This window comes from Enterobacter chuandaensis (genome assembly GCF_003594915.1).
Lineage (GTDB): Bacteria > Pseudomonadota > Gammaproteobacteria > Enterobacterales > Enterobacteriaceae > Enterobacter > Enterobacter chuandaensis.
This window is the reverse complement of the sequence record NZ_QZCS01000001.1, coordinates 578,482-604,870: the sequence shown is the minus strand read 5'-3', so window position 1 is coordinate 604,870 and position 26,389 is coordinate 578,482. Positions and strand designations below refer to the sequence as shown.

The 26,389-nt window shown below is 55.7% G+C and carries 27 protein-coding genes and 1 pseudogene; 17 read left to right on the top strand and 11 right to left on the bottom strand.

The genetic code is table 11. The features are described 5' to 3' along the window. Positions 1–81: 81 nt before the first annotated feature. On the bottom strand, positions 82–681 hold the full coding sequence (locus D5066_RS23005; RefSeq protein WP_119915008.1) for a GIY-YIG nuclease family protein: 600 nt from the start codon (positions 679–681) through the stop codon (positions 82–84). Positions 682–1,010: 329 nt separating this feature from the next. Further along, complete coding sequence (locus D5066_RS03040) at positions 1,011–2,696, bottom strand: aspartate:alanine antiporter (RefSeq protein WP_014169303.1); 1,686 nt, start codon at positions 2,694–2,696, stop codon at positions 1,011–1,013. Positions 2,697–2,975: 279 nt separating this feature from the next. Between D5066_RS03040 and D5066_RS03035 the strand changes: the two genes are divergently transcribed. Then, complete coding sequence (locus tag D5066_RS03035; RefSeq protein WP_088204913.1) at positions 2,976–3,344, top strand: inner membrane protein YbjM; 369 nt, start codon at positions 2,976–2,978, stop codon at positions 3,342–3,344. Between the two features lie 31 nt (positions 3,345–3,375). On the opposite strand, the gene D5066_RS03030 is transcribed toward D5066_RS03035, so the two are convergent. Next, complete coding sequence (locus D5066_RS03030; RefSeq protein WP_014883149.1) at positions 3,376–3,645, bottom strand: GrxA family glutaredoxin; 270 nt, start codon at positions 3,643–3,645, stop codon at positions 3,376–3,378. A 184-nt stretch (positions 3,646–3,829) separates the two neighbouring features. On the opposite strand from D5066_RS03030, the gene nfsA reads away from it, so the two are divergent. From nfsA to D5066_RS02970, 11 genes and pseudogenes are all read left to right on the top strand, one after another. Then, complete coding sequence (gene nfsA, locus D5066_RS03025; protein WP_119915007.1) at positions 3,830–4,552, top strand: nitroreductase NfsA; 723 nt, start codon at positions 3,830–3,832, stop codon at positions 4,550–4,552. A gap of 69 nt (positions 4,553–4,621) precedes the next feature. Next, complete coding sequence (gene rimK, locus D5066_RS03020; RefSeq protein WP_119915006.1) at positions 4,622–5,524, top strand: 30S ribosomal protein S6--L-glutamate ligase; 903 nt, start codon at positions 4,622–4,624, stop codon at positions 5,522–5,524. A 63-nt stretch (positions 5,525–5,587) separates the two neighbouring features. Continuing rightward, positions 5,588–6,064: a YbjN domain-containing protein gene (locus D5066_RS03015; protein ID WP_003858385.1), complete on the top strand. Its 477-nt coding sequence runs from the start codon at positions 5,588–5,590 to the stop codon at positions 6,062–6,064. Between the two features lie 350 nt (positions 6,065–6,414). Then, the gene (gene potF, locus D5066_RS03005) at positions 6,415–7,527 is read left to right on the top strand and encodes a spermidine/putrescine ABC transporter substrate-binding protein PotF (protein WP_080327755.1); all 1,113 of its coding nucleotides are present in this window, start codon (positions 6,415–6,417) and stop codon (positions 7,525–7,527) included. 99 nt (positions 7,528–7,626) lie between these two features. Continuing rightward, complete coding sequence (potG, locus tag D5066_RS03000; protein ID WP_119915005.1) at positions 7,627–8,760, top strand: putrescine ABC transporter ATP-binding subunit PotG; 1,134 nt, start codon at positions 7,627–7,629, stop codon at positions 8,758–8,760. A gap of 9 nt (positions 8,761–8,769) precedes the next feature. Beyond that, positions 8,770–9,723 (top strand): putrescine ABC transporter permease PotH, encoded by a 954-nt coding sequence (potH, locus tag D5066_RS02995; protein ID WP_080327753.1) that lies wholly within the window; start codon positions 8,770–8,772, stop codon positions 9,721–9,723. Continuing rightward, on the top strand, positions 9,720–10,565 hold the full coding sequence (gene potI / locus D5066_RS02990) for a putrescine ABC transporter permease PotI (RefSeq protein ID WP_119915004.1): 846 nt from the start codon (positions 9,720–9,722) through the stop codon (positions 10,563–10,565). Before potH ends, potI begins: the two co-directional genes overlap by 4 nt. Positions 10,566–10,630: 65 nt before the next feature. After that, a complete protein-coding gene (locus D5066_RS02985) occupies positions 10,631–11,104 on the top strand; it encodes a YbjO family protein (RefSeq protein WP_080327752.1) in 474 nt (157 codons plus the stop codon). Between the two features lie 40 nt (positions 11,105–11,144). Then, positions 11,145–12,272 (top strand): 23S rRNA (uracil(747)-C(5))-methyltransferase RlmC, encoded by a 1,128-nt coding sequence (gene rlmC / locus D5066_RS02980; RefSeq protein ID WP_119915003.1) that lies wholly within the window; start codon positions 11,145–11,147, stop codon positions 12,270–12,272. 72 nt (positions 12,273–12,344) lie between these two features. Next, positions 12,345–13,051 (top strand): annotated as a pseudogene (locus D5066_RS02975) (response regulator transcription factor). After that, positions 13,038–14,504, top strand: a complete 1,467-nt coding sequence (locus D5066_RS02970) for a sensor histidine kinase (protein WP_119915002.1) — start codon at positions 13,038–13,040, stop codon at positions 14,502–14,504. The pseudogene D5066_RS02975 and the gene D5066_RS02970 overlap by 14 nt, the downstream one beginning before the upstream one ends. A 78-nt stretch (positions 14,505–14,582) precedes the next feature. Here the strand turns inward: D5066_RS02970 and artJ are convergent, their stop codons facing one another. The 6 genes from artJ to D5066_RS02940 form a co-directional block, all read right to left on the bottom strand. Continuing rightward, complete coding sequence (artJ, locus tag D5066_RS02965) at positions 14,583–15,314, bottom strand: arginine ABC transporter substrate-binding protein ArtJ (protein WP_033145047.1); 732 nt, start codon at positions 15,312–15,314, stop codon at positions 14,583–14,585. Positions 15,315–15,469: 155 nt separating this feature from the next. Next, positions 15,470–16,138, bottom strand: a complete 669-nt coding sequence (gene artM / locus D5066_RS02960) for an arginine ABC transporter permease ArtM (protein WP_119915001.1) — start codon at positions 16,136–16,138, stop codon at positions 15,470–15,472. Next, positions 16,138–16,854, bottom strand: a complete 717-nt coding sequence (gene artQ, locus D5066_RS02955) for an arginine ABC transporter permease ArtQ (protein WP_080327747.1) — start codon at positions 16,852–16,854, stop codon at positions 16,138–16,140. Before artQ ends, artM begins: the two co-directional genes overlap by 1 nt. Before the next feature lie 6 nt (positions 16,855–16,860). Beyond that, positions 16,861–17,592, bottom strand: coding sequence for an arginine ABC transporter substrate-binding protein ArtI (gene artI, locus D5066_RS02950; protein ID WP_008500032.1), 732 nt, complete (start codon positions 17,590–17,592; stop codon positions 16,861–16,863). A 19-nt stretch (positions 17,593–17,611) separates the two neighbouring features. Beyond that, positions 17,612–18,340, bottom strand: coding sequence for an arginine ABC transporter ATP-binding protein ArtP (gene artP / locus D5066_RS02945; protein WP_008500030.1), 729 nt, complete (start codon positions 18,338–18,340; stop codon positions 17,612–17,614). A gap of 226 nt (positions 18,341–18,566) precedes the next feature. Then, positions 18,567–19,085: a lipoprotein gene (locus D5066_RS02940; RefSeq protein WP_119915000.1), complete on the bottom strand. Its 519-nt coding sequence runs from the start codon at positions 19,083–19,085 to the stop codon at positions 18,567–18,569. Positions 19,086–19,182: 97 nt separating this feature from the next. On the opposite strand from D5066_RS02940, the gene D5066_RS02935 reads away from it, so the two are divergent. The 3 genes from D5066_RS02935 to D5066_RS02925 all read left to right on the top strand — a co-directional run bounded on the left by D5066_RS02935 (position 19,183) and on the right by D5066_RS02925 (position 21,222). Further along, positions 19,183–19,506 carry a heavy metal-binding domain-containing protein gene (locus tag D5066_RS02935; RefSeq protein WP_006174327.1) on the top strand — a complete coding sequence of 108 codons (324 nt, stop codon included), beginning with the start codon at positions 19,183–19,185 and terminating at the stop codon, positions 19,504–19,506. After that, the gene (locus D5066_RS02930) at positions 19,503–20,333 is read left to right on the top strand and encodes an N-acetylmuramoyl-L-alanine amidase (RefSeq protein WP_119914999.1); all 831 of its coding nucleotides are present in this window, start codon (positions 19,503–19,505) and stop codon (positions 20,331–20,333) included. The genes D5066_RS02935 and D5066_RS02930 overlap by 4 nt, the downstream gene beginning before the upstream one ends. A 265-nt stretch (positions 20,334–20,598) precedes the next feature. Continuing rightward, on the top strand, positions 20,599–21,222 hold the full coding sequence (locus tag D5066_RS02925) for a helix-turn-helix domain-containing protein (RefSeq protein WP_080327744.1): 624 nt from the start codon (positions 20,599–20,601) through the stop codon (positions 21,220–21,222). Here D5066_RS02925 and D5066_RS02920 read toward each other — a convergent pair whose 3' ends face one another. Together D5066_RS02920 and D5066_RS02915 are read right to left on the bottom strand one after the other, a co-directional pair. Then, a complete protein-coding gene (locus D5066_RS02920) occupies positions 21,223–21,849 on the bottom strand; it encodes a type II secretion system protein GspB, cryptic system variant (RefSeq protein ID WP_119914998.1) in 627 nt (208 codons plus the stop codon). Continuing rightward, a complete protein-coding gene (locus D5066_RS02915; protein ID WP_119914997.1) occupies positions 21,849–23,414 on the bottom strand; it encodes an ExeA family protein in 1,566 nt (521 codons plus the stop codon). The genes D5066_RS02920 and D5066_RS02915 overlap by 1 nt, the downstream gene beginning before the upstream one ends. 300 nt (positions 23,415–23,714) lie before the next feature. On the opposite strand from D5066_RS02915, the gene gspC reads away from it, so the two are divergent. Both gspC and gspD read left to right on the top strand, forming a co-directional pair. After that, positions 23,715–24,446, top strand: coding sequence for a type II secretion system protein GspC (gene gspC / locus D5066_RS02910; protein ID WP_119914996.1), 732 nt, complete (start codon positions 23,715–23,717; stop codon positions 24,444–24,446). Positions 24,447–24,459: 13 nt separating this feature from the next. After that, positions 24,460–26,382, top strand: a complete 1,923-nt coding sequence (gene gspD, locus D5066_RS02905) for a type II secretion system secretin GspD (RefSeq protein WP_080327740.1) — start codon at positions 24,460–24,462, stop codon at positions 26,380–26,382. The last annotated feature ends 7 nt before the right edge of the window (positions 26,383–26,389 follow it).

Sequence of the window (26,389 nt, the reverse complement as noted above, 5' to 3'; positions counted from 1 at the left end):
CAAAAAATCAGCGAAGCACCGCCTCATCTCAAAGGTATGCAAGATCAATTTGCTTACTGACTCTGAGCGGACGGCGCGAGTTTACTGCGTCGCTAATCGTCTTTTCAAACCCCGTTCATCTGCAATATCCATCAATCGCGCTTCAGCTGCCGCCTGAGTGCGCATTCCTGAAAGCGCGGGTTTAAAACTGTGAGCATTTCCCTGAATGTTCAGAGGAAGGGGAATGGATGCGATCAATTTGACTTCAACTTCCCACGGTGCTTCAACAGGAAACCAGTGAACCTTGGCATTTTGTTCCATCCAAATGTCAAGCCACTGCTCGCCAGGGTGAGTAAATGTCATTCTGGATCCTGAACCCACGCGCCGCAGGGGAAAGCCACTTAAACCACTCAATAACACACCCAGCGTGCGCCTGAGTGTTGATCCAGCCGCATTGCCGCTGTAATGCGTTTTGATTCGTTTCCTTAAGTTCGAACGGCTGTTAGGTTTCCCTCTCTGGTCGGGCGAAATACCAACGTATAGCAGCGTGTAGCCGTCTGAGGTGATGCAGCCCTCTGTCGGCACACCTGGAGGGATCTCCTTAAACCACCAGAAGTAGACGCCATTTACTGGCGGAACTGGCGATGGTTTGCTCATTACTTCTGTTCTGCTATAGGTTTTCTCGGGATAAAAATCGAACATGCGGCTTTCCTTGCTGACGTTTTTTCTGATTTTATTCTTTTGCTGTCAGGGAGCGATAGTTTTCTGAAGTCTGGAAGGAGAAAGTAATGGGATAGGTTTTTTCCGGAGCTGACGCCCAACATCAGAAGCGTGGCTGTAAGCGATTGATTCTGAGAGTGAGGGAATTTCAGGCAACAAAAAACCCATCAACCTTGAACCAAAACGGCGGGGTTGATGGGCTCCACAAATTGGGGACATCAAAGAAAAGCAGTGGCACTAGTTATGACTGCCCCCTGCTAAAAAAGTTCTGCGCGTTACAAAAATTTTTTCATTACGCGCAAACTTAGGAGTTATCCGAGTCCCGGCCAGATGATGATGATCAGCGTACCCGCCAGCGTCAGCAGTACGTTCGCGATAGCGTAGGTGCCTGCATACCCCAGCGCCGGGATGTTGCTGCGCGCGGTATCGCTGATAATTTCCATTGCCGGGGCACAGGTACGCGCCCCCATCATCGCCCCGAAGAGCAGGGCGCGGTTCATGCGCAGCACGTAGGCGCCGAACAGGAAGCAGATAACGACCGGCACCAGGCTGACGATAAGTCCGGAAACCAACATTTGCCAGCCGACGGCGCCGAGGCTGTGACCAATGCCGCTTCCCGCGCTTAAGCCCACGCCCGCCATAAAGACCATCAGACCGAACTCTTTCACCATGTTCAGCGCGCCCTGCGGAATGTAGCCGAAGGTCGGATGGTTGGCACGCAGGAAGCCCAACATGATCCCGGCGAACAGCAGCCCGGCGGCGTTACCGATGCCGAAGCTGAAGTTGCTGAACTGGAAGGTGATCATCCCGATCATCAGGCCAACAATGAAGAAGGCGCAGAAGGCCAGCAGGTCGGTGACCTGGCTGTGAATGGAGATAAAGCCGATGCGATCGGCAACGGTTTTCACGCGTCGCGCGTCGCCGCTGACCTGCAGAACGTCGCCTTTGTTGAGCACGACGTTGTCGTCGATAGGCATTTCAATCTGGCTGCGGATCACGCGGTTGAGGAAGCAGCCGTGGTCGGTCAGCTTCAGCTGCGCCAGACGGCGGCCCACGGCGTTATGGTTTTTCACCACAATCTCTTCGGTGACGATGCGCATGTCGAGCAGGTCGCGGTCGAACACCTCTTTGCCGTTACGGAAGCTCGGGTCGAGACGGGCGTGCGCGTCCGGGTAACCCACCAGCGCGATGTCGTCGCCCATCTGCAACACCGCGTCGCCGTCCGGGTTCGCCAGAATGCCGTTGCGGCGGATGCGTTCGATGTAGCAACCCGTCTGGCGGTAAATCCCGAGCTCGCGAAGATTTTTGCCGTCTGCCCATGCCACCAGCTCTGGCCCGACACGATACGCGCGGATCACCGGGAGATAGACTTTACGTTTGGAATCGGTATCCAGGCCGCGCTCGCGGGCGATTTGCTGGGCGCTGGTCTGCAGATCCTGGTGCTGCAGTTTTGGCAGGTAGCGCGCACCAACGATAAGGCTCACCAGACCAATCAGGTAGGTCAGGGCATAACCCAGGCTCAGGTGGTCGAGGGCGGTAGAGAGCTGTGCGCCCGCCATGCCGGAATGGCGCAGGGTATCACCGGCGCCCACGAGCACGGGGGTGGAGGTCATGGAGCCTGCCAGCATACCGGCCGTTAACCCGATATCCCAGCCAAACAGTTTGCCCAGCCCTAACGCGATCAGCAGCGCGCTGCCGACCATCACCAGCGCCAGCATCAGATAATTTTTGCCGTCGCGGAAGAAAATTGAAAAAAAGTTAGGTCCCGCTTCTACGCCAACGCAAAAAATAAACAGCATAAAACCTAAGTTCAGCGCGTCCGTGTTAATGCTGAAATGCTGCTGGCCTAATAATAAGGAGACGACTAAAACGCCAATGGAATTACCGAGTTGAACCGAACCCAGGCGCAATTTACCCAGGCAAAGACCCAGCGCCAGTACCACAAATAATAACAGGATGTAATTCCCATTTAACAAGTCTGCGACGTTTATATTCACGGAGGCTAACTTCTTGTTTACCAGTAAGTTGTTGAATGAAAGGACTTTTTGGGCTACTGTTTTCTGGGTCAGGGAATGGCGTTAACGCTCCCTGTTTCCTGCTTTATTCCCTAAAACATTAGCTGGCGTGTAGTTTAATCGCATTAGCTACTGACAGCTACTGATTATCGCATCACCCTGTGCGTACTTTGGCATGGATTGCCGCACTGCTTTATCTGACTGGGCGTCTACCCGACGAATGTGTATTTGATAGAGATAAGTCAGGAGGATAGTTTGAATATGAAACGAAACTGGGCGGGGGTGATCAGCTGTTTTTTGCTGTTCACGGTAGTTTGTATGTCGCTCGCATTTAATGTGAAGGGCGCGTTCAGGGCGTCCGGGCACCCGGAACTGGGGTTGCTCTTCTTCACGCTGCCGGGGGCTGCCGCCAGTTTTCTCTCCCGTAAAGGGGAGGTGGTGAAACCGCTGCTTGGCGCCATGCTCGCAGCGCCGCTGTGTCTGCTGATGATGCGCCTGATGTATATTTCAACGCGGAGTTTCTGGCAGGAGCTGGCGTGGTTGCTGAGCGGCGTATTCTGGTGCGCGCTTGGCGCGCTGTGCTACCTGTTTGTGCGCAGCCTGGTTCAGCACCGACGGCACCGCAAATAAAAACGCCCTCACGGTGAGGGCGTCTTTTTCATTACTGCTCGGCAAACAGGCCCAGATGTTCTTTGGCGTAGGCCTCAAAGTCTGTGCAACCGCCGATGTGTTTCTGATCGAGGAAGATCTGCGGCACGGTTTCAACCGGCTTACCGACGGTTTTTTCCAGATCGGCTTTGGTGATGCCTTCCGCGTGGATGTCTACATAGCGGAAGTTGAAGTCATCGCGCTCTGCGGTCAGTTTCTCAGCCAGCTCTTTCGCGCGCACACAGTAAGGGCACCCTGGACGACCAAAAATTACTGCAAACATTTCTCTCTCCTCAAAAAACAAGCCTGACGGCGAATGACACGTATAGTGCCCCATAACCCGCCGTCATTAAAGAAGGTTTCGCCTGTCGTTATAATATCTATGAGCTATGTTTCGCCAATTACACCGCGCATATCATTGCCTATACTGGCTGCCATACGTATTAAGCAAGACAAAGAGAGACAAGATGACGCCAACCATAGACCTGCTCCAGTCCCACCGCTCCATTCGCCACTTTACCGATGAGCCGATTACCGAGGCGCAGCGTAATGCGATTATCGACAGCGCAAGAGCCACCTCCAGCTCCAGCTTTTTGCAGTGCAGCTCGATTATCCGCATCACCGACCCTGCCATGCGCGAGCAGCTGGTCACGCTGACCGGCGGGCAGAAGCATGTGGCCCAGGCGGCAGAGTTCTGGGTGTTTTGCGCCGATTTTAACCGCCACCTGCAGATCTGCCCGGAAGCCGAGCTGGGGCTGGCGGAACAGTTGCTGCTGGGCGTGGTGGATACCGCGCTGATGGCGCAAAACGCCTTTACGGCGGCGGAGTCGCTGGGGTTAGGCGGTGTCTATATCGGCGGACTGCGTAACAACATTCAAAGCGTGACCGATCTGCTGAAGCTGCCAAAACACGTGCTGCCGCTGTTTGGCCTGTGCCTCGGCTGGCCGGCGGATAACCCGGATCTGAAGCCGCGTATTCCTGCCGCGATGCTGGTGCATGAAAACCACTACCAGCCGGTCGACCAGGACGTTCTGAATCACTACGACGAAGAGCTGGCGAACTACTACCTGACGCGCGACAGCAACAACCGTCGCGACACCTGGACGGACCATATTCGCCGCACCATCATCAAAGAAAACCGCCCGTTCATTCTTGATTATCTGCACAAACAGGGCTGGGCAACGCGATAGTCCATTCCTCCTGCGCCTGCCTGCGTATATGATATGCAGGCTTTTTCCATGTATTCAGAGAGGTGCAGGGTGAAAATTGCCATATTGTCCCGGGACGGAACGCTCTATTCATGTAAGCGCCTGCGAGAAGCAGCGGCGAAACGCGGGCATCAGGTTGAGATCCTCGACCCGATGTCCTGCTATATGAACATCGACCCCGCTGCGTCGTCGATTCACTACAAAGGCCGCAAGCTGCCGCATTTTGATGCGGTGATCCCGCGCATCGGCTCCCAGATAACCTATTACGGCACCGCCGCGCTGCGCCAGTTCGAGATGCTGGGCAGCTACCCGCTCAACGAATCCGTTGCCATTTCCCGCGCCCGCGACAAGCTGCGCTCGCTTCAACTGCTCGCCCGCCAGGGGATTGATCTACCCGTCACGGGTATTGCCCATTCGCCGGACGACACCAGCGATCTTATCGATATGGTGGGCGGCGCGCCGCTGGTGATCAAACTGGTGGAAGGCACGCAGGGCATAGGCGTGGTGCTGGCAGAAACGCGTCAGGCGGCGGAGAGCGTGATTGACGCCTTTCGCGGCCTGAATGCGCACATACTGGTGCAGGAATATATTGAAGAGGCGAAAGGGCGCGACATTCGCTGCTTCGTGGTGGGTAACGAGGTCGTGGCGGCCATTGAGCGCCAGGCGAAAGAGGGCGACTTCCGCTCTAACCTTCACCGGGGCGGTGTTGCCAGAATTGCCGATATCAGCGAACGCGAACGGGAAATTGCCGTGAAAGCGGCGCAAACCCTGGGGCTGGACGTGGCGGGCGTAGACCTTCTGCGTGCGACGCGCGGGCCGCTGGTGATGGAGGTGAACGCCTCCCCGGGGCTGGAAGGCGTGGAAAAAACCACTGGGGTCGATATTGCAGGTAAAATGATCGCATGGATTGAGCGTCATGCCACGCCGGGCTACTGTCTTAAAACGGGTGGTTAAATGGATTACCGGGCGCTTTTTGAGTACCCTATGCGAAGTTTTTACTAAAGAGGCTGCACCGCGATGGATTTACAGGTCGTTCCTACACTGGATACGTTACGTCAATGGCTTGATGATGCCGGGATCACGTTCTTCGAATGCGATTCCTGCCAGGCGCTGCATCTGCCTCACATGCAGAATTTCGACGGCATTTTCGATGCCAAAATCGATCTGATTAACGACGTGATCCTTTTCTCCGCGCTGGCCGAAGTGAAGCCTTCTGCGCTGCTGGCGCTGGCCTCCGACCTGTCGGCGATCAACGCCAGTTCTTTGACGGTGAAAGCATTTCTCGATATACAGGACGATAATCTGCCAAAACTGGTCGTTTGCCAGTCTTTATTCTCCGGGGCAGGGCTCTCGTTCAAGCAGTTCGCCTGGTTTATGCGCTTGAGTGAAGAGCAAATTTCCATGGTGATGATGGAAGCCAATGCACATCATCTGCTGTACAGCGCGGAAGACGATGCAGAGAATAATGATGCATCTCCCAATTTTCTTCACTAAGCCTGTCTGACTTTTGCGCAGTCGCTGCCAGAGCGGCTGCAGAAGGCCATTTTTTCTGCTGCTTTTAACCTTTCTTTAAAGAATTTTTCACCTCCCTCAGGGCCATTTCGGGTTATCACGTAGACTTAACCTGCATAAAAAATTGATAAAAGGCGTTTTTTCGTCTGGGCTATAGCCGGAGACACGGGCTACAGTTATTCTTGCGATGCTTAAAAAAGCGAGCGGATCCTGCCGGGTAAAGAGGTTTCTTTTTATTTTGAGCAGAGCGACAAACTATGCATGATTTTTGCATATATCCAGATTGCACAGTTTAGTTCGTTTGTTAACGAGCTTTCAGAAGGAATAACACTATGATCGCCTTGAATAAAAAATGGTTATCGGGTCTGGTTGCGGGTGCTCTGATGGCCGTCTCTGCCGGCACGCTCGCTGCGGAACAAAAAACGCTGCACGTTTACAACTGGTCTGACTATATTGCGCCGGACACGGTCGCTAATTTTGAAAAAGAGACCGGCATTAAAGTGGTCTACGACGTCTTCGATTCCAACGAAGTGCTGGAAGGAAAGCTGATGGCGGGCAGCACCGGTTTTGACCTGGTCGTACCTTCCGCAAGCTTCCTGGAACGTCAGCTGACGGCGGGCGTCTTCCAGCCGCTGGACAAGAGCAAGTTATCGAACTGGAAAAACCTCGACCCGGAAGTGCTGAAGCTGGTGGCGAAGCACGACCCGGACAACAAATACGCGATGCCTTACCTGTGGGCGACCACCGGTATCGGCTACAACGTGGATAAAGTCAAAGCTGCTCTGGGCCCGGACGTTAAGCTGGACAGCTGGGACGTGGTGCTGAAGCCGGAAAACCTTGCGAAGCTGAAAAGTTGCGGCGTCTCCTTCCTCGATGCGCCGGAAGAGATTTTCGCCACCGTGCTGAACTACCTGGGCAAAGACCCGAACAGCAATAAAGCCGATGACTACACCGGCCCGGCAACCGATCTGCTGCTGAAGCTGCGTCCAAACATTCGCTACTTCCACTCGTCTCAGTACATCAACGACCTGGCGAACGGCGACATCTGCGTCGCGATCGGCTGGGCAGGGGACGTGTGGCAGGCGGCTAACCGCGCGAAAGAGGCGAAAAACGGCGTGAATGTCTCTTACTTCATTCCGAAAGAGGGCGCGCTGGCCTTCTTCGACGTCTTCGCGATGCCGGCTGATGCGAAGAACAAAGACGAAGCCTACCAGTTCCTCAACTACCTGATGCGTCCTGACGTGATCGCCCATATCAGCGACCACGTTTACTACGCCAACGGTAACAAGGCCTCCGTGCCGCTGGTAAGCGAAGAAATCCGTAACAATCCGGCGATCTACCCACCGGCGGACGTGTTCGCCAAGCTCTTCACCCTGAAGGTACAGGATCCAAAAATTGACCGCGTGCGTACCCGCGCGTGGACTAAGGTGAAAAGCGGTAAATAACCCTTTGTCGTAGGCCGGGCAAGCGTTAGCGCCCCCGGCAACAGGCGCACCGTTCTGGTGCGCCTGCACCATGATTTGATCTCTACCGGAGAACACCCCGTGAATGACGCGATCCCCCGCCCGCAGGCGAAAGTCCGTAAAGCGCTGACCCCGCTGCTTGAAATTCGTAACCTCACCAAATCTTTCGACGGCCAGCATGCCGTGGACGACGTCAGCCTGACGATTTACAAAGGCGAAATTTTTGCGCTCCTCGGGGCATCGGGCTGCGGCAAATCGACTCTGCTGCGTATGCTGGCCGGTTTTGAACAACCTACCGCCGGGCAGATTATGCTCGATGGGGTCGATCTCTCCAGCGTGCCGCCGTATCAGCGCCCGATTAATATGATGTTCCAGTCCTACGCGCTGTTCCCGCACATGACGGTGGAGCAGAACATTGCCTTTGGCCTGAAGCAGGACAAACTGCCGAAAGCCGAAATCACCGCGCGCGTGGCCGAAATGCTGAGCCTGGTGCACATGCAGGAGTTCGCGAAGCGTAAGCCGCACCAGCTTTCCGGCGGCCAGCGTCAGCGCGTGGCGTTGGCCCGAAGCCTGGCGAAACGCCCGAAACTGCTGCTGCTCGACGAGCCGATGGGTGCCCTGGACAAAAAGCTGCGCGACCGTATGCAGCTCGAAGTGGTCGATATCCTCGAGCGCGTGGGGGTGACCTGCGTGATGGTTACCCACGACCAGGAAGAGGCGATGACCATGGCCGGACGCATTGCGATTATGAATCGCGGGAAGTTCGTGCAGATTGGCGAGCCGGAAGAGATTTACGAGCACCCGACCACCCGCTACAGCGCAGAGTTCATTGGCTCGGTTAACGTCTTTGAAGGGCTGCTGAAAAATCGTCAGGAGGATGGACTGGTCATCGAATCACCGGGGCTGCAGCATCCGCTGAAGGTCGATCCGGATAACTCGGTGGTGGATAACGTGCCGGTCTACGTGGCGCTGCGTCCGGAGAAGATCATGCTCTGTGACGATCCGCCTGCCGATGGCTACAACTTTGCCGTCGGGGAAGTGGTGCATATTGCCTATCTGGGCGATCTCTCCATCTACCACGTGCGGCTGAAAAGCGGGCAGATGCTCAGCGCCCAGCTGCAGAACGAACATCGCTACCGCAAGGGGCAGCCGACCTGGGGCGACGAAGTGCGCCTGTGCTGGGATGCGGACAGCTGCGTCGTGCTGACGGTATAAGGAGCGATCATGAGCACACTTGAACCTCCAGCCCGCGTCAAAAAACCGGGCGGCTTTGCCCACTGGCTGACGCGCCTTAAGATGAACCACGGCCGCAAGGTGGTGATCGCCATGCCGTACGTGTGGCTGATCCTGCTGTTCCTGCTGCCGTTCCTGATCGTCTTTAAGATCAGCCTGGCGGAGATGGCGCGGGCGATCCCACCGTATACCGATCTGTGGGAGTGGGCCGACGGGCAGCTGACGCTGACCTTGAATCTGGGTAACTTCCTGCAGCTCACTGACGATCCGCTCTATTTCGAAGCTTACCTGCAGTCGCTGCAGGTGGCGGCAATCTCAACGCTCTGCTGTCTGGCGATGGGCTACCCGCTGGCGTGGGCGGTGGCGCACAGCAAACCGTCGACGCGCAACATCCTGCTGCTGCTGGTGATCCTGCCGTCGTGGACCTCGTTCCTGATCCGCGTTTACGCCTGGATGGGGATCCTGAAAAACAACGGCGTGCTGAATAACTTTCTGATGTGGCTCGGGGTTATCGATCAGCCGCTGACGATCCTGCACACCAACCTCGCGGTCTATATCGGCATTGTTTACGCCTATCTGCCGTTTATGGTGCTGCCGATCTACACGGCCCTGACGCGGATTGATTACTCGCTGGTGGAAGCCTCGCTCGATCTCGGCGCACGTCCGCTGAAAACCTTCTTTAGCGTCATTGTCCCGCTGACCAAAGGCGGCATTATCGCCGGGTCAATGCTGGTCTTCATCCCGGCGGTCGGGGAGTTTGTGATCCCGGAACTGCTCGGCGGCCCGGACAGCATCATGATTGGCCGCGTGCTGTGGCAGGAGTTCTTCAATAACCGCGACTGGCCGGTAGCCTCGGCGGTGGCGATTATCATGCTCCTGCTGCTGATCGTGCCGATCATGTGGTTCCACAAGCATCAGCAGAAACAGATGGGAGATCGCGGATGAACAACTTACCGGTAGTGCGCTCCCCGTGGCGAATTGCGATCCTGATGATCGGCTTTACCTTCCTGTATGCGCCGATGCTGATGCTGGTGATCTACTCCTTCAACAGCTCTAAGCTGGTGACGGTCTGGGCGGGCTGGTCGACGCGCTGGTACAGCGAGCTGTTCCACGACGATGCGATGATGAGCGCGGTGGGGCTGAGCCTGACCATAGCCGCGCTGGCGGCCACGATGGCCTGCGTTCTGGGCACCATCGCCGCGCTGGTGATGGTGCGCTTCGGGCGTTTTCGCGGCTCGAACGGGTTCGCCTTTATGATCACCGCCCCGCTGGTCATGCCGGACGTGATCACCGGTCTCGCGCTGCTGCTGCTGTTCGTGGCCCTGGCGCACGCCATCGGCTGGCCAGCGGATCGCGGCATGCTCACCATCTGGCTGGCGCACGTCACCTTCTGTACGGCCTACGTGGCGGTGGTGATCTCCTCGCGCCTGCGCGAGCTGGATCGCTCCATTGAGGAGGCGGCGATGGATCTTGGCGCGACGCCGCTAAAGGTCTTTTTCATCATCACCTTGCCGATGATTATGCCTGCGGTGATCTCCGGCTGGCTGCTGGCGTTTACGCTGTCGCTGGACGATCTGGTTATCGCCAGCTTTGTCTCCGGGCCGGGGGCGACGACGCTGCCAATGCTGGTCTTCTCCAGCGTGCGCATGGGGGTGAACCCGGAGATCAACGCCCTGGCCTCTATCATCCTCGGTGTGGTCGGAATTGTCGGATTTATCGCCTGGTATTTGATGGCGCGCGCGGAAAAACAGCGCGTGCGCGATATCCAGCGTGCAAGACGCGGCTGAAGGATTTAAAATTTCCGGTGATGTGCCGCGCGTGACGCGGCACTGTTTTTCAGGGAAGTAAAACATTGGGATTATTAAAAAAATCACGTCTTACGCACGCTCGTCCTAACGTCCCTGCGCTGGTGCAGGTGGCGGCGCTCGCCATTATTATGATCCGCTGTCTGGACGTGCTGATGATTCTGAACACCCTTGGCGCGCGCGGCATCGGTGAATTCATCCACCGCAGCGTGCAGACGTGGAGCCTCACGCTGGTCTTTTTAAGCAGCCTTGTGCTGGTGTTTATCGAGATCTACTGCGCGTTTTCGCTGGTCAAAGGGCGCAACTGGGCGCGCTGGGTCTATCTACTCACGCAGGTGACCGCCGCCAGCTATCTGTGGGCCGCCTCGCTGGGCTATGGCTATCCGGAACTGTTCAGCATTCCCGGCGAGTCGCGACGTGAGATTTTCCATGCGCTGGTCATGCAAAAACTGCCGGATATGCTGGTGCTCTGCCTGCTATATATTCCGGTTTCCAGCCGGAGATTCTTCCGCCTGCAATAATGTGTATAATCGCAGCCCTCGTTTTCCTTAAGGTTTTCATATGCAGTGCGCACTCTATGACGCCGGACGCTGCCGCTCCTGTCAGTGGATTGAACAGCCGGTCTCTCAACAACTCACCGCCAAAATGGCCGACCTGCAACAGCTGCTGGCAGCGCACGCGGTGGGCGAGTGGTGCGTACCCGTCAGCGGCCCTGAGCAGGGCTTTCGCAACAAAGCCAAAATGGTGGTCAGCGGCAGCGTTGAAAAACCGCTGCTGGGGATGCTGCACCGCGACGGCACGCCGGAAGATTTAACCGACTGCCCGCTCTATCCCGCCTCGTTTGAGCCCGTCTTTGCCGCACTGAAACCGTTTATTGCGCGTGCAGGGTTAACGCCTTACAACGTCGCCCGCAGGCGCGGCGAGCTGAAGTACCTTCTGCTGACGGAAAGCCAGAAAGACGGCGGCATGATGCTGCGCTTCGTGCTGCGCTCAGAAGCCAAGCTGGAGCAGCTGCGCGCGGCGCTGCCGTGGCTACAGGAACAGCTTCCGCAGCTTAAGGTCATTACCGCAAATATTCAGCCGGTGCATATGGCGATCATGGAAGGGGAGAAAGAAATTTTCTTCACCGACCAGCACGCGCTGGCCGAGAATTTCAACGGCGTGCCGCTGTGGATCCGCCCGCAAAGCTTCTTCCAGACTAACCCGGCCGTGGCAAGCAGCCTGTACGCCACCGCCCGCGACTGGGTGAGCGCGTTAAACATCGCTCACATGTGGGATCTGTTCTGCGGCGTGGGCGGTTTTGGCCTGCACTGCGCCACGCCGGAGATGCAGCTCACTGGCATTGAGATCTCCGCCGAAGCGATTGCCTGCGCAAAGCAGTCCGCCGCCGAGCTGGGTCTGACGAACCTGCGCTTCCAGGCGCTGGACTCCACACAGTTTGCGACCGGCCAGGGCAACGTGCCGGAGCTGGTGCTGGTTAACCCGCCGCGCCGCGGAATTGGCAAATCCCTGTGCGACTACCTGAGCCAGATGGCGCCCGATTTCATTGTCTACTCCAGCTGCAACGCGCAGACCATGGCGAAAGATATCGCCAGCCTGCCGGGCTACCGCATTGAACGCGTGCAGCTTTGCGATATGTTCCCGCATACCGCGCATTATGAAGTGTTGACGCTGCTCGTGAAATCTTAAACAAAATGTGAACTCTGCCGGCCCACAAAATCAGGTAAGCTTACGTCATAAGACATGATTGAAGGCTTACCCATGAAGCAGATCCTGCTGGTGGAAGACGACCACGATATCGCGGCGCTTCTGCGACTCAATTTAGAAGACGAAGGCTACGCCATCACCCACGAGCCCGACGGGGGCAACGCCCTGCAGCGCCTTGAAAAACAGCCGTGGGATGCGGTGATCCTCGACCTGATGCTGCCCAACGTTGACGGCCTGGAGATTTGCCGCCGCATTCGTCAGATGACCCGCTACCTGCCGGTGATCATCATCAGCGCCCGCAGCAGCGAAACCGACCGCATCACCGGGCTGGAAACTGGCGCCGATGATTATCTGGCAAAGCCGTTTTCGGTACAGGAACTGATTGCCCGCATCAAAGCGCTGTTCCGCCGCCAGCAGGCGATGGGGCAGGCGCAGGTTGACGGGCAAATTCAGGCCCACGGCCTGACGATCGATCCCCTGGGCGTAGCGTATTGCTCCACGGTCAGGTGGTGGATCTCACCCCGCGCGAATTCGAGCTGCTGTACTTTTTTGCCCGCCACCCAGGCGAGGTGTTTTCCCGTCTGGCGCTGCTGGAGCAGGTGTGGGGCTATCAGCACGAAGGCTACGAGCACACCGTCAACACCCATATCAACCGCCTGCGCATCAAAATTGAAAAAGATGCCGCCGAGCCGGAGATTATTCGCACCGTCTGGGGCAAAGGCTATAAATTTGCGGAGCCAAACCAAGATGCGCCGCTTTAGCCTGAGCCAGCGGCTGACGCTGTTATTCATTCTGCTTCTGATGCTCTGCGCCACCGTGGCCTGCGCGGTGCAGCTTTACAGCAGCACGCAGTACGGCAATGCGATGGTGCAGCGGCTCTCCGGTGGGCTGGCGCAGCAGATCGCCCAGCGTGAGCCGATTCTGGATGCGCAGGGCAGGGTCGACAGAACCTCACTCAAGCCGCTGTTTGACCGACTGATGACCTTTAATCCGAGCGTTGAGCTATACGTTATCTCTCCTGACGGCGATATCCTGGCGGACGCCGCGCCGGCGGGCCATATTCAGCGGCAAAAAATCGACCTTGTTCCGGTACAGAACTTCCTTAGCGGCGCGGCGATGCCGGTCTTCGGCGACGATCCGCGCAGCCAGAATAAAAAAGTCTTTAGCGCCACCCCGCTGCGTCAGGATGGTGAGCTAAAGGGGTATCTGTACATTATTTTGCAGGGCGAGGAGTCGAACGCGCTGGCGGAAATGGCCTGGCACAAGGCGCTGTGGAGTACCGTCCTGTGGTCACTGCTGTGGGTGGCGCTGTTTGGGCTGCTGGCGGGATTACTGGTCTGGTACTGGGTAACGCGTCCGGTTAAACGCCTGACGGAAGAGGTCACCGGGCTTGAGCAGGACAGCATCAGCGCCATCAAACAGCTGGCGGCGCAGCCGCTGGAGAGCACGGGGAATGACGAAGTGGCCGTGCTGCGTAACACCTTTATCGAGCTGGCGCGCAAAATCACCTCCCAGTGGGATCAGCTTTCCGACAGCGATCGCCAGCGCCGGGAGTTTATCGCCAATATTTCGCACGATCTGCGCACGCCGCTGACGTCGCTGCTGGGATATCTGGAGATGCTGTCGCTGAAATCCGCCACGCTCACGCCCGAGGAACACCAGCAGTACCTTGCCATTGCGCTGCGTCAGGGCCAAAAGATGCGCCACCTGGCGCAGCAGCTGTTCGAACTCGCACGCCTTGAACACGGCGGCATTAAACCGCAGCGCGAGCGTTTTGCCATGGGTGAGCTGGTGTCCGACGTTGCGCAAAAATTTGAGCTGGCGGCCCGCACGCGCGAGTTAAATCTGCATATTGATGTACCGGGTCCGCTGCCGCTGGTCTATGCCGACGTGTCGATGATTGAGCGGGTGGTGACCAATCTGCTGGATAACGCCATCCGTCATACGCCCGTTGGCGGTGAGATCCGTCTTGCCGTATGGCAGGAAGCACAGCAACTCCAGGTGGAAGTGGCAGACACCGGAACGGGCGTGGATGCCTCGCTGCGCGACGATCTGTTCCAGCGGCCTTCGGCGCTGAATACCCAGGCATCGCGTGAGAATCGGGGTGGATTAGGGCTGTTGATCGTTAATCGCATGCTGGAGCTGCACGGGGGCGGGATCAGGCTAATGGAGTCGGCGAGCGGGGCGCGGTTCAGGTTCTTTGTGCCGCTTTGAGAAATTGCCGGGTGGCGGCTTCGCCTTACCCGGCCTACAGACTACCCCCCCGTAGGCCAGGTCACCCGGCAAAAAAGGTTACTGCGGGAACCACTGGTCGCTGATTTTCTGATACGTGCCGTCCGCTTTAATCGCCTTCAGCGCGCCGTTCAGTTTTTCCAGCAGGGCTTTGTTATCCGGACGTACCGCGATGCCGAGGCCTGTACCAAAGTACTGCGGATCGGTGACTTTCTCGGTCGCCGTACCCAACTGCGGGTTGGTTTTCAGCCATTCGTTGACCACGGCGGTGTCGCCGAATACGCCGTCGATACGGCCATTTTTCAGGTCGATAATCGCGTTCTGGTAGCTGTCATAGGCCACGGTTTTTACTTCAGGATGCTTGTCCTGCAGGTATTTCTGGTGGGTGGTGCCGTTTTCCATCCCGATGCGTTTGCCTTTCAGCTGATCGAAAGAGGTATAAGCGCCTTTCTTCGCAATCACCACCGCCGAGTTGGCGTAGTACGGGTCGGTGAACGCCACCTGCTTGCTGCGCTCCGGCGTGATGTCCATTCCGGAGATCACCGCGTCGTATTTTTTAAATTTCAGCGACGGGATCAGGCTGTCGAACGCGTGGTTGGTAAAGGTGCAGTCGGCCTGCATCTGCTTGCACAGCGCTTTCGCCAGGTCGATGTCGAAACCGACGATCTGGTTGCTGGCATCCAGCGATTCAAACGGCGGATAGGTGGCGGAAACGCCAAAATTAATTTTATCAGCTGCGGATGCGCCAGCGGCGAAGGTTGCGAGTAGTGCGGCCAGAACTAACTTTTTCATTGTAATACTCCCGTCTGTAGGTCTTATGAAAGTACAATGCCATTTAATGAATTTATATTCAATATAAATGATTAAATATTTATTCTGGAATAAAAAAAAGCGGATAACCCATCAGGTTACCCGCTTTATCAATACCGTTTTATGCATTTACGTGATTAATTTCTGCGCTCAAACGCTAACGCTCTGCGCTCGATCAGGCGCATCATCAGCGTCAACAGACCGTTCACCACCAGGTAAACCACGCCCGCCGCGCCGAACACCATCACGTCATAGGTGCGTCCGTACAGCAGCTGTCCGTGGCCCATCACTTCCATCAGGGTGATGGTGTAGGCCAGAGAGGTACTCTTGAACACCAGCACCACTTCGTTGGAATAAGAGGAGAGCGCGCGCTTAAAGGCGTACGGCAGCAGGATCGCCAGCGTGTCTTTCTTGCTCATGCCCAGCGCCCCGCAGGACTGCCATTGCCCTTCCGGGATGGCACGGATCGCACCAAAGAACAGCTGGGTGGTATAGGCCGCACTGTTCAGCGAAAGGGCAATCAGGGCGCACAGCCATGGCTCAGAGAGCAGATGCCAGATAACCGGATACTCCTGCAGCGACGGGAACTGGCCCGGACCGTAGTAGATCAGGAAGATCTGCACCAGCAGCGGCGTACCGGTAAACAGGGTGATGTAGCCGCGCACGGTCCACACCAGCACCGGCGTTTTCAGCGTCAGGATGATGGTGAAGATCAGCGCCAGAATCAGCGCCACAATGATGGACGCCACGGTCAGCGTCAGGCTGGTGTGCAGCCCTTTCATCAACTCCGGGAAATATTCAAGCATCAGCCTGGTCTCCGTTCAAAGCGCGTCGCACGCAGGTCAATACGCTTGAGGATGTACTGACTGAGCAACGTGATCACCAGGTAGATAGCCGCCGCCACGATGTACCAGGTAAACGGCTCCTGAGTACGGGTGGCGATGCTTTTGGTTTGCAGCATTAAATCGTTCACGCTGATCAGGCTCACCAGCGCGGTATCTTTCAGCAATACCAGCCACTGGTTGCCCAGCCCCGGCAGGGCGTGGCGCCACATCTGCGGCATCACCAGACGGAAGAAGATGGCTGCTTTCGACATGCCCAGCGCCTGGCCGGATTCCCACTGCCCCTGCGGTACCGCTTTCAGCGCACCGCGCAGGGTTTGCGACGCGTACGCGGAGTAGAGCAGGGAGAGGGCAATTACGCCGCACAGGAACGGGCTGACGTCGAAGTTCTCAATCTGCATCTGCACCGGGATTTGCGCAAAGCCGAGATTAATCGTGAAGCCGTCCGACAGCGTGAGCAGCAGCTGTGAGGAGCCGAAATAGATGAACAGGACCACCAGAATTTCCGGTAGCCCACGCAGCACGGTGACCAGCGCGGAGCCTGCCCAGGCGACGGGGAACCATTTCGCTGATTCCCACACCGCGAAGAACATCGCCAGCACAAGGCCGATTATCAGTGCGCAAACGGCAAGGCCGACGGTCATCCCGGCGGCGCTTGCTAAAGGTAAAAATTCATTCATCAGGAATTACTTCTGGAACCATTTTTTGTAGATGGTTTCGTAGGTGCCGTCTTTCTTCACTTTTTCCAGCGCAGCGTTGAATTTCTGCTGCAGCTCAGTGTTGCCCTGACGAACGGCAATCCCCAGACCGGTACCGAAGTAATCCTTATCGGTCACTTTGTCGCCCACTGGCGCCAGCTTATCGTTGGCTTTCAGCCACTCGGTCACGACAGCGGTATCACCAAACACGCCGTCGATACGGCCATTCTGCAGATCCAGCTTCGCGTTCTGGTAGCTGTCGTACGGAACGGTGGTGATTTCCGGATGCTTATCCATGATGAATTTCTGGTGCGTGGTACCGTTCTGCACGCCGACTTTCTTGCCTTTCAGCTGATCGACAGAGGTGAATTTCCCTTTCTGACCAATAAACAGGGCGGAGTTGTCGTAGTAAGGGGTGGTAAACAGCACCTGCTTTTCGCGCTCAGGCGTGATGTCCATACCGGCCATCACCGCGTCAATACGGCGGAACTTCAGGCTTGGGATCAGGCTGTCGAACGCCTGGTTGCTGAAGGTACAGGTTGCATCGATCTCTTTACACAGGGCGTTTGCCAGGTCTACGTCGAAGCCAACAATTTTGTTATTCGCATCAATGGACTCAAACGGAGGGTAAGAGGCTTCCGTGGCGAAACGAATGGTCTGGGCTGCGGTAGCGGAAAGGGTAACGCCAGCAAGCAGCACGGCAAGTAATACTTTTTTCATTATATTTCCCCTGACACAATCAATGAGATAAATAGTTTTTGAAGGCATCGGTTTGCGGGTTCGCGAAGCAGCTCGCATCACCTTGCTCAACGATATACCCGTTTTCCATGTAGACCACACGGCTGGCGGTTTTACGCGCCACTTCCACTTCGTGGGTAACAATGACCTGCGTGATATTGGTTTCCGCCAGCTCGCGAATGATGCTCACGATCTGGGCGGTGATTTCCGGGTCCAGCGCTGCGGTCGGTTCATCAAACAGCAGTACCGCGGGCTCCATCATCAGCGCGCGGGCGATCGCCACGCGCTGCTGCTGACCGCCAGAGAGGTGCAGCGGGTAGCGGTCGCTGTAGGGCTTAAGACGCAGACGCTCCAGCAGCTTTTCGGCACGCGCGATGGCCTGATCTTTGCTTAATCCCAGCACGCGGCACGGGGCTTCAATCAGGTTTTGCAGGACGGTCAGATGCGGCCAGAGATTGTATTGCTGGAAGACCATGCCGACGTTTTGACGCAGTTCACGAATCGCTTTATCGGACGGCGTTTTCGCGAAATCAAAATGGTTACCGGCGATAGCCAGCGTACCTGAACGGGGCATTTCAAGCAGATTAAGGACGCGCAGAAGGGAGCTTTTGCCTGCACCGCTTGGGCCAAGCAAAACCAGCGTTTCGCCTTCCGGGCAGTTCAGCGTGATGTCAAACAGCGCCTGGTGTGCGCCGTAGAAGCAGTTAATGCCGTTTAGTTTAATACTCATCGGGGCAGTCTTTACTCATCCAGGCAATCTATAGCAATTGAGGCCGCAGATAGTACCGTTGACAGAATAGTTATGCAATATTTCTGCGTTAAAAGTTAAATATAACCCGCATTTCCTCTTAAACATAGCACAAAATAGCGAACGGCAAGGTCGGCGAGTATAAATGTCGGCATTCCGCATGAAATGCCGCACATTTTTCGGGGGTAACGCTTTTGCAATGGATGGTTTAGCGGTTCTCAACCGACTGGCGCAACGTGCCTGCCGGGGCATGAACGCTGCCGCCAATATAGCGCACGTCATCTATGGCCCAGCACTGGCCTTCTCGGATCATCAGCACTTCATCCTGCCAGGTCTGAGTGCCCTGGGTCAGCTTCACGCGCAGCGGAATGTTTCGCGCATCGGTGTTCGGGATGGTTGATGCACTGGCTACCTCAGCGCTGTCCGGCAGCGTGGCGCGGCTGGAGAACGGATCGGATTTCAGCAGGGCGTTATGCTGTGGATCCCGGGTGGCATCGTTGAGCAGTTTTGCCAGATTATCGCTCAGGTATGGGCGCAGGGCGGTCAGATCGTTTCCGCGATGCTGAATACGGTAATCATAAAATTGTTGCGCCACGGCGTCCGGGCCGCCCTCGATACAAGGGCCGCTGCGGGTACCGATATCCTTAAAGGCTGGCGTGACCGTGGTAGTACAGGCGCTGAGCACCAGCGCGCAGGGCACTAAAAGCGTTAAAGCAGAGTAGCGCATGTTGATTTCCTTATTTATTAACTATCCTTTCAATCATAGCGTAACGAACCGATAATGCTGTTGCTAACGCATTGAACGCTAAAGAAGGAGAGAAAGTATGCAGTTTTCAACAACGCCAACCCTGGAAGGGCAACCTATTACCGAGTACTGCGGCGTGGTCACCGGCGAAGCGATTCTGGGCGCGAATATTTTCCGGGATTTCTTTGCCGGCATTCGTGACATCGTCGGTGGACGTTCCGGCGCGTACGAAAAAGAGCTGCGTAAAGCGCGCGAAATTGCGTTTAAAGAGCTGGGCGAGCAGGCTAAAGCGCTGGGCGCGGATGCGGTGGTGGGCATTGATATCGACTACGAAACGGTCGGAAAAGATGCCAGCATGCTGATGGTGAGCGTAAGCGGCACGGCGGTGAAAACCCGTCGATGAAGCGTTCGCTTTCAACGCTCCTGCTGGCGATGTTGCTGGCAGGATGCGCCCAGGAAAAAGGCATTGTGGATAAAGGCACCTACGAGCTGGATACCCGTCATCAGGCGCAGGCGGCCTACCCGCGTATCAAGGTGCTGGTGATCCACTACACTGCCGATGACTTCGACACGTCGCTTGCGACCTTAACCGACAAAAACGTCAGTTCGCATTATCTGATCCCCGCGAAGCCCCCGTTGCCGGACGGTAAGCCGCGCATCTGGCAGCTGGTGCCGGAGAGCGAGCTGGCCTGGCATGCGGGCATCAGCTTCTGGCGCGGCACTAACCGTATAAATGATACGTCTGTCGGCATTGAACTGGAAAATCGTGGCTGGCAGAAAACGGCCGGGGTGAAACATTTTACGCCGTTTGAGCCTGCGCAGATTGCAGCGCTGGTGCCGCTCGCGAAAGACATTATTGCCCGCTATCACATCAGGCCTGAAAACGTGGTGGCCCATTCGGACATTGCGCCTCAGCGCAAAGACGATCCTGGCCCGCTGTTCCCGTGGCGACAGCTGGCGCAGCAGGGGATAGGGGCATGGCCCGACCCCGCGCGCGTGGCTTTCTATATAAACGGACGGCCGCGCTTTCAGCTGGTAGATACCGCCGCGTTACTCGATTTACTCGCGCGCTACGGCTATGAGGTGCCGGTCAACAGCACTCCGGCGCAGCAGAAACGTATCATTATGGCATTCCAGATGCACTTCAGGCCTGAGCTGTGGAACGGCATCGCTGATGTTGAAACGATGGCTATTGCCGAAGCGCTCTTAGAGAAATACGGGCAGGGGTAATCCTTCGGAATACCCCCGAATAGGTAGTTTTTCCCTTAATTTCTTCAGATTAATCTTAAGTACAAACTCAATTCATTTTTAGTTAATTGACTTAAAATTATCCGCATTTAAGATAGACACATAGCTTGCTAAGTAATGCAGCAGATGAATATATCGCTTTTATTTTTCTCCTTGAGAACATCTTCAGGAAAATATTCTGAGGTTAAGGCTTTTTTTTGCCTTATTTCTGTAAATTAAAATTTCACATCTTAAATCGGGTATAACAATGTTAAGCATCTACGCAAAAAAATTACGTCCGCAACATGAAATGGAAGCCATTATTTCTGCAACCTCAGGTTTTGAAGAGAAAACCTTAAAGAAGTGGCAAAAAATATCGACGTCTGACTCACAGTATATTCATATTATCGTCAGCGGCGAAGTGGAATTCCGACGCGAATCCGACGAGCTGTGCATGTTCACGGTAACGGGCCAGTGCATTTTTGGCCTCTCTTCAATGTACTACAACGCAACCCATATGTACGGCCTCGTTCGCGCCAACACCGTGGTGCGCTCGATCAAAAAAGAGGTCTTCGCGCAGCTGATGACCGACAACAATTTATGGCCTGAACTGACGAAAGTTCTCTCCTGGTACATCTGCATGCTGAGCAAACGCGACGATGTGCTGGTTGCCCGCAGTGCTTATTCGGTGGTACGTGAGTTTTTATATGAAATTAACGATCTGATTGTCCATCATCAGCGCGATATCAATATTTATGATTATATTCAGGAATACACCAACCTGGCTCGCAGCACCATAATTAAAATCCTCTCCGACCTGAAAAAAGGTCAATATATTGTTGTGGAAAAGGGTCGACTCCTTAACCTGACAACCTTGCCTGAAAAATATTAACTATTCCAGCCGGTCTCCTTTCTCACTTAAAGGCGACCGGGGATCCGCTTTATGCAACATATCCTTCTGCGAATTATCCTGCGTCTCGTCAACCGGCGGCGCGGGAATTTTGCCTTGCGAATAATCCTGTTGCTGTTCTTTTAATGCCTGCTTAAATAACTCGGTTAGTGAGGCATCGTCACTCCCTCCGCTGGCAGGGACCGCATCGTGCGCTTCGGTTCCGGGTAACGTATCCCGCGATGTATCGTGCGGCACGCCGCCGTCAGGCGCCTGCTGCCAGTCAGCATCATCGCTGTTGATCGGCAGATCCTGCATGGCCGGAACATCAGCGTGCACCGGCGCGGGTTTAGGATGTGGATGCGGGAACGGCTTACTCACATACACATAATGCATATCTGAAAGCTGCGTTTCGGGTTTCGCGACGCTGGCTTTAACCGGTTCCGGCGCCGGATGGCGCAGGTTCCAGTAAACGTGTGCGTACAGTCCCGCCATCACCATGGCGCACAGACCCAACGTCCATAAAAAAGTATGACTGAAGAATTTTCTCAGGCTGGGCAGGCGGTACGAAAACCAGACCGCCTCTCCGCTGGTATAGCTGCGCTGAGCCGCAAGACAGATAGTCGACATTAGGAATGCTTCTCCTGCGTTTTAGCGTCTGGTGTGTCATGAGTGGCCTGAAGCAGTACGCTCGGCGTGGTATGCGTTTCACGCATCAGCTGCATCAGCGTATCTTCCCCAGGAATACCATCCACGTGCAGATGCATTTTTTGCTGGAACTCACGGGTGCGTTTCATCATCTCCGCCGTCCAGGTTTGTGAATGTGTTTCAGGCTGGGCAAGAGCCACGCTCAGCTGCTGATCCAGCCAGCCCATGTCCTTCGCATCGCTGGCGGCGTTGACGGCATCTTTGCCTTCCGGCGTCAGGCGATGGAGTTGGGTATAGTTCCCTGTCGCATGTTGGTTAAACCAGCTGCGGCTCACCTGCCAGGTGCGGTTATTCATCAGCAGGTCGATAGAGGTATCTCCGACACGGGCGACCACGGCGTAGTTAAGATGGTCACCGGTTTTGAGTTCACTCACCCACGGATAACCTTCCTTCGCGAGCGCATCCGGCGTGGCGCTACCCTGTTTACACATCAGATTCACCTTCGCGGCGTTCTGACACAGGGCATCGTCCGCCGAGGCGTCATATCCCCACATCAGGTAAAGCTGGTGCATCGCATCCGGCTGATTGACCATTTCGTTGTCGATAACCGGCACCACGGGTGCCGCAACTTTCGGTGCCTGCTGTTTCCAGCTGATGGGGACCGGCAGTTGAATCGGAAGTTTTGCGTTAATCGAAGAGGTCAAATACCAGCCGCAGGCGGCGAAAAGTACAGAGGCGAACAGTCCCACGGTTGCCAGGCGCTTACCGTGTTTTTTCGCAGGCAGGATCTCTCCCGCCGCCAGGCGTAAATGACGCGGGCTGACCTGCGCTGAACGTTCGGTCCAGGCAGCCAGCATCGACAGATGCGCCAGCTCATTCAGCTTGCAGATATTTCCTTTGGTCAGCGCGTGCATCTTGCGCACGCGCGCCGGGGTTAGCGGCGAATTCTCGCACCCGTGTTCTTCACACTGCGCCTGCACATAGCTGAGGAATTCCCGGCAGGTCAGGGGGCGTAACGTGTGGCGGGTATGTGCATATTCACGCAGTTGAGATTGCTGCATCAGAACGGCGTCCTGATCCGTCGTGCCCATCAGCACCACGGCCAGACGAAACTCCAGCTCCTGGGCGCGCGCAAGCAACATGCCCAGCACCTCATGGCAGCTCTCTTTCATGGCTTCGGTATGGGTAATGACCAGCACTTTTGTTCTGGTTTTCCCGCTCTGCCACTGCTGCAGCACGGCATCCACCGCCTGAACCCGGTTCTTGTTCTCTTTCGTTCCCGGGCTGAGCTTGTACAGCAGGCTACTGGCACTCAGTTTTGGAAACGCATTGATGGCAAGAACGCCAGGGATCGCCGATTTCAGCGCATGGCTGAACTGGCCTGACAGCCGGGCATCGTCGCAAAAGAGACCGCTCACGCCCGCCTGTTGGCTTTTCTCTTTCAGCAGGTTGAACACGTCCTGATGATAAGGCACCAGAAAATCACCGGATAAACGGGTGATTTCCCTGAACGGCGGGTTTTTAAATTTAAAATGGCTCTGATACATAACGACTTACCGTCTCTGATTAGGAATAGCAACAGGACGAGAAAGTAAAGCAACGCTATAGGGTGGTCAATTTGCGCACAGGGTAAAAATATCCTGCTGATATCGCCTAACATCTGGATTTTATACGGTCAATATTTTTCTGTATGAAAGTTAGCGGCAAAGTCAGTGGTCGTATTTACAGCAGCTCATTACTATTTTCTCACATATTGGCGCAGCACGACGCTGCTTATTTTCGCTTTGCTAAAGGCCAGATGAAAAATGAGGTTCTCATTTCTGTCACGGTGGATAACCCCTTGCATTATGTTTGCGCTGTTAATTTTTTGCGGCCAGCAAGGGTATCTGACGTTTAAAGATTATAAAAAAGTTACGAATAAGTTGGCTAAATCTGATGAACAGCCGCTGAAAAGTCGTCGTGAAGAAAAGATATTCACCCTTTTCACGGCTGCGGCACGTCAGGACAGCTTACCGGCTGCGGCGAAAGCCCCGCTGGCCGCGGAGATCGAAGGTATCGTGCGCAGCGATGACGCCTGGCTATCCTTCGCGGTGATCAAAACGCCGGGGGGGCAGAAAAGCTATCGTGAAGGCGAGCCGCTGACCGGCTTTAACGATGCCTTTATTCAGGAAATTAACAAAGACAATGTGGTGGTTAATTACGAAGGTGCTACGCAGGTACTGGCATTAAATAAGCCTGACTATTTTAAGGGCGGCGTTGATAGCGGCCCGGTAACCAAATCGACGAAAGATGCAGGCGCGGAAAGCGTGCATCTGGATGATTATCTGGTGTTAAAACCGTTAATCGAAAAAGGCCAGCTGGAAGGCTACAACATCAATCCAAGGAATGCCTCCGCGTTTTATAGCCATTCCGGGCTACAAAAAGGCGACGTGGCAGTAGAAGTCAACTCTGTCGATATGACCGACGAAGTAAAGGCAAAAAGTATTATTGCCAACTGGTCGAAAATGAAAGAAGCGGAGGTCGTCGTCCGACGTCACGCTCACCTTGAAAATATTCGGGTTAATGTTCTAAACAATTAACAAGTGTACAGACATGAAGAAATTTCCTTGGGCGTGCGTGGCGCTGACCGCATTGTCGTTATATTCCAGTTCGCTGCTTGCAGCCAACTTTAGCGCGAGCTTTAAAAATACCGATATCCGCGAGTTTATCGATACGGTAGGCCGCAATCTCAACAAAACCATTCTGGTCGATCCGTCCGTCCAGGGAACCGTCTCGGTCAGAACGTACAACGTGCTGACGGAAGATGAGTATTACCAGTTCTTCCTGAGCGTGCTGGATCTGTACGGTCTGTCGGTCATCCCGATGGACAACGGTATGGTGAAAGTGGTGCGCTCAAGCGTAGCCCGCACCGCGGGTGCGCCGCTGGCCGACAGCAAAAACCCAGGCAAAGGCGATGAGATCATCACCCGCGTCGTGCGCATGGAAAATGTGCCGGTGCGCGAACTGGCTCCGCTGCTGCGCCAGCTTAACGATGCCACCGGTATCGGTAACGTGGTGCATTTCGAGCCGTCCAACGTGCTGCTGTTAACCGGCAAAGCGTCGGTGGTAAACCGCCTGGTGGATCTGGTTCAGCGCGTTGATAACAACGGCATCCAGCGCCGCGAGATCGTTCCGCTGCGCTTTGCCTCTGCCAAAGAGCTTTCCGACATGCTGAACAACCTCAGCAACGAGGAGCAGAAAGGGCAGAACGCGCCGCAGCTGGCCACCAAAGTGGTGGCCGATGACGAAACCAACAGCCTGGTGATCAGCGGCCCGGAAGATGCGCGCGCGCGTACCCGTTCCCTTATTCATCAGCTGGATCGCGAGCAGAATAACGAGGGGAATACCCGCGTCTTCTATCTCAAATATGCCAGCGCCACCAAAGTGGTTCCGGTCCTCACCGGGATTGGCGAGCAGCTGAAAGACAAGCCGGGCACCGCAAAAGCGAAAACTGCGAGTGCCTCGAAGGATCTGAATATTACCGCCGACGAATCAACTAACTCACTGGTAATCACCGCGCAGCCTAACGTGATGAACTCCCTTGAGAAGGTGATCGACAAGCTGGATATTCGTCGTCCGCAGGTGCTGGTGGAAGCGATCATTGCGGAAGTGCAGGACGGCAACGGCCTGGATCTCGGCGTGCAGTGGACCAGCAAGCACGGCGGCGTGCAGTTTGGCTCAACCGGCCTGCCGATAAGCCAGATCAAAAACGGCACCATGAAAGGGGCGAGCTTCACCGGCCTGGCGACCGGCTTCTTTAACGGCGATTTTGGCGCCCTGATGACCGCCCTCTCTACCGACGGTAAAAACGACATTCTCTCCACGCCAAGCGTGGTCACGCTGGATAACAAAGAAGCGTCGTTTAACGTGGGTCAGGACGTGCCGGTGCTTTCCGGTTCGCAGACCACCAGCGGCGACAACGTCTTTAACTCCGTTGAGCGCAAGACCGTGGGTACCAAGCTGAAAATTGTGCCGCAAATCAACGACGGCGACATGATCCACCTGAAAATTGAGCAGGAAGTCTCCAGCGTCGACAACAGCGCGACGGAAGATGCCAGCCTCGGCCCAACCTTCAACACCCGCACCATCAATAACGAAGTGATGGTGCACAGCGGCCAGACGGTGGTGCTTGGCGGTCTGATGGAGAACGTGACCAAGCAGTCGGTTTCCAAAGTGCCGCTGCTGGGTGATATCCCGCTGGTGGGACAGCTGTTCCGCTACACCTCGCAGGATACGTCGAAACGCAACCTGATGGTGTTTATCCATACCACCGTCCTGCGCGACGACGACAATTACAGCGCGGCGTCGAAAGAGAAATATGACCAGATCCGCGCCCGCCAGCAGCAGCGCGTGGAGGAGAAAAAGCTCGGCATTATTGAACCCGCGGATAACGCCATTCTGCCCGCGTTTCCCGTCGATGCCGCCGCACCGGTGAAAACCAGCGCCAGCGCATCGCGTAATCCGTTCAAACACTAAGGCGGAG

Excerpts from the sequence above, each read along its gene's own strand:
- artQ (WP_080327747.1), bottom strand. The coding sequence starts at position 16,854 with ATGAATGAATTTTTACCTTTAGCAAGCGCCGCCGGGATGACCGTCGGC.
- D5066_RS03035 (WP_088204913.1), top strand. The coding sequence starts at position 2,976 with ATGAAACGAAACTGGGCGGGGGTGATCAGCTGTTTTTTGCTGTTCACG.
- gspD (WP_080327740.1), top strand. The coding sequence starts at position 24,460 with ATGAAGAAATTTCCTTGGGCGTGCGTGGCGCTGACCGCATTGTCGTTA.
- D5066_RS03015 (WP_003858385.1), top strand. The coding sequence starts at position 5,588 with ATGGATTTACAGGTCGTTCCTACACTGGATACGTTACGTCAATGGCTT.
- gspC (WP_119914996.1), top strand. The coding sequence starts at position 23,715 with ATGTTTGCGCTGTTAATTTTTTGCGGCCAGCAAGGGTATCTGACGTTT.
- D5066_RS02970 (WP_119915002.1), top strand. The coding sequence starts at position 13,038 with ATGCGCCGCTTTAGCCTGAGCCAGCGGCTGACGCTGTTATTCATTCTG.
- rlmC (WP_119915003.1), top strand. The coding sequence starts at position 11,145 with ATGCAGTGCGCACTCTATGACGCCGGACGCTGCCGCTCCTGTCAGTGG.
- D5066_RS02920 (WP_119914998.1), bottom strand. The coding sequence starts at position 21,849 with ATGTCGACTATCTGTCTTGCGGCTCAGCGCAGCTATACCAGCGGAGAG.
- D5066_RS02940 (WP_119915000.1), bottom strand. The coding sequence starts at position 19,085 with ATGCGCTACTCTGCTTTAACGCTTTTAGTGCCCTGCGCGCTGGTGCTC.
- potH (WP_080327753.1), top strand. The coding sequence starts at position 8,770 with ATGAGCACACTTGAACCTCCAGCCCGCGTCAAAAAACCGGGCGGCTTT.
- potI (WP_119915004.1), top strand. The coding sequence starts at position 9,720 with ATGAACAACTTACCGGTAGTGCGCTCCCCGTGGCGAATTGCGATCCTG.
- artI (WP_008500032.1), bottom strand. The coding sequence starts at position 17,592 with ATGAAAAAAGTATTACTTGCCGTGCTGCTTGCTGGCGTTACCCTTTCC.
- artJ (WP_033145047.1), bottom strand. The coding sequence starts at position 15,314 with ATGAAAAAGTTAGTTCTGGCCGCACTACTCGCAACCTTCGCCGCTGGC.
- D5066_RS23005 (WP_119915008.1), bottom strand. The coding sequence starts at position 681 with ATGTTCGATTTTTATCCCGAGAAAACCTATAGCAGAACAGAAGTAATG.
- artM (WP_119915001.1), bottom strand. The coding sequence starts at position 16,138 with ATGCTTGAATATTTCCCGGAGTTGATGAAAGGGCTGCACACCAGCCTG.
- potF (WP_080327755.1), top strand. The coding sequence starts at position 6,415 with ATGATCGCCTTGAATAAAAAATGGTTATCGGGTCTGGTTGCGGGTGCT.
- D5066_RS02930 (WP_119914999.1), top strand. The coding sequence starts at position 19,503 with ATGAAGCGTTCGCTTTCAACGCTCCTGCTGGCGATGTTGCTGGCAGGA.
- artP (WP_008500030.1), bottom strand. The coding sequence starts at position 18,340 with ATGAGTATTAAACTAAACGGCATTAACTGCTTCTACGGCGCACACCAG.
- D5066_RS03030 (WP_014883149.1), bottom strand. The coding sequence starts at position 3,645 with ATGTTTGCAGTAATTTTTGGTCGTCCAGGGTGCCCTTACTGTGTGCGC.
- D5066_RS02925 (WP_080327744.1), top strand. The coding sequence starts at position 20,599 with ATGTTAAGCATCTACGCAAAAAAATTACGTCCGCAACATGAAATGGAA.
- nfsA (WP_119915007.1), top strand. The coding sequence starts at position 3,830 with ATGACGCCAACCATAGACCTGCTCCAGTCCCACCGCTCCATTCGCCAC.
- D5066_RS02935 (WP_006174327.1), top strand. The coding sequence starts at position 19,183 with ATGCAGTTTTCAACAACGCCAACCCTGGAAGGGCAACCTATTACCGAG.
- D5066_RS02915 (WP_119914997.1), bottom strand. The coding sequence starts at position 23,414 with ATGTATCAGAGCCATTTTAAATTTAAAAACCCGCCGTTCAGGGAAATC.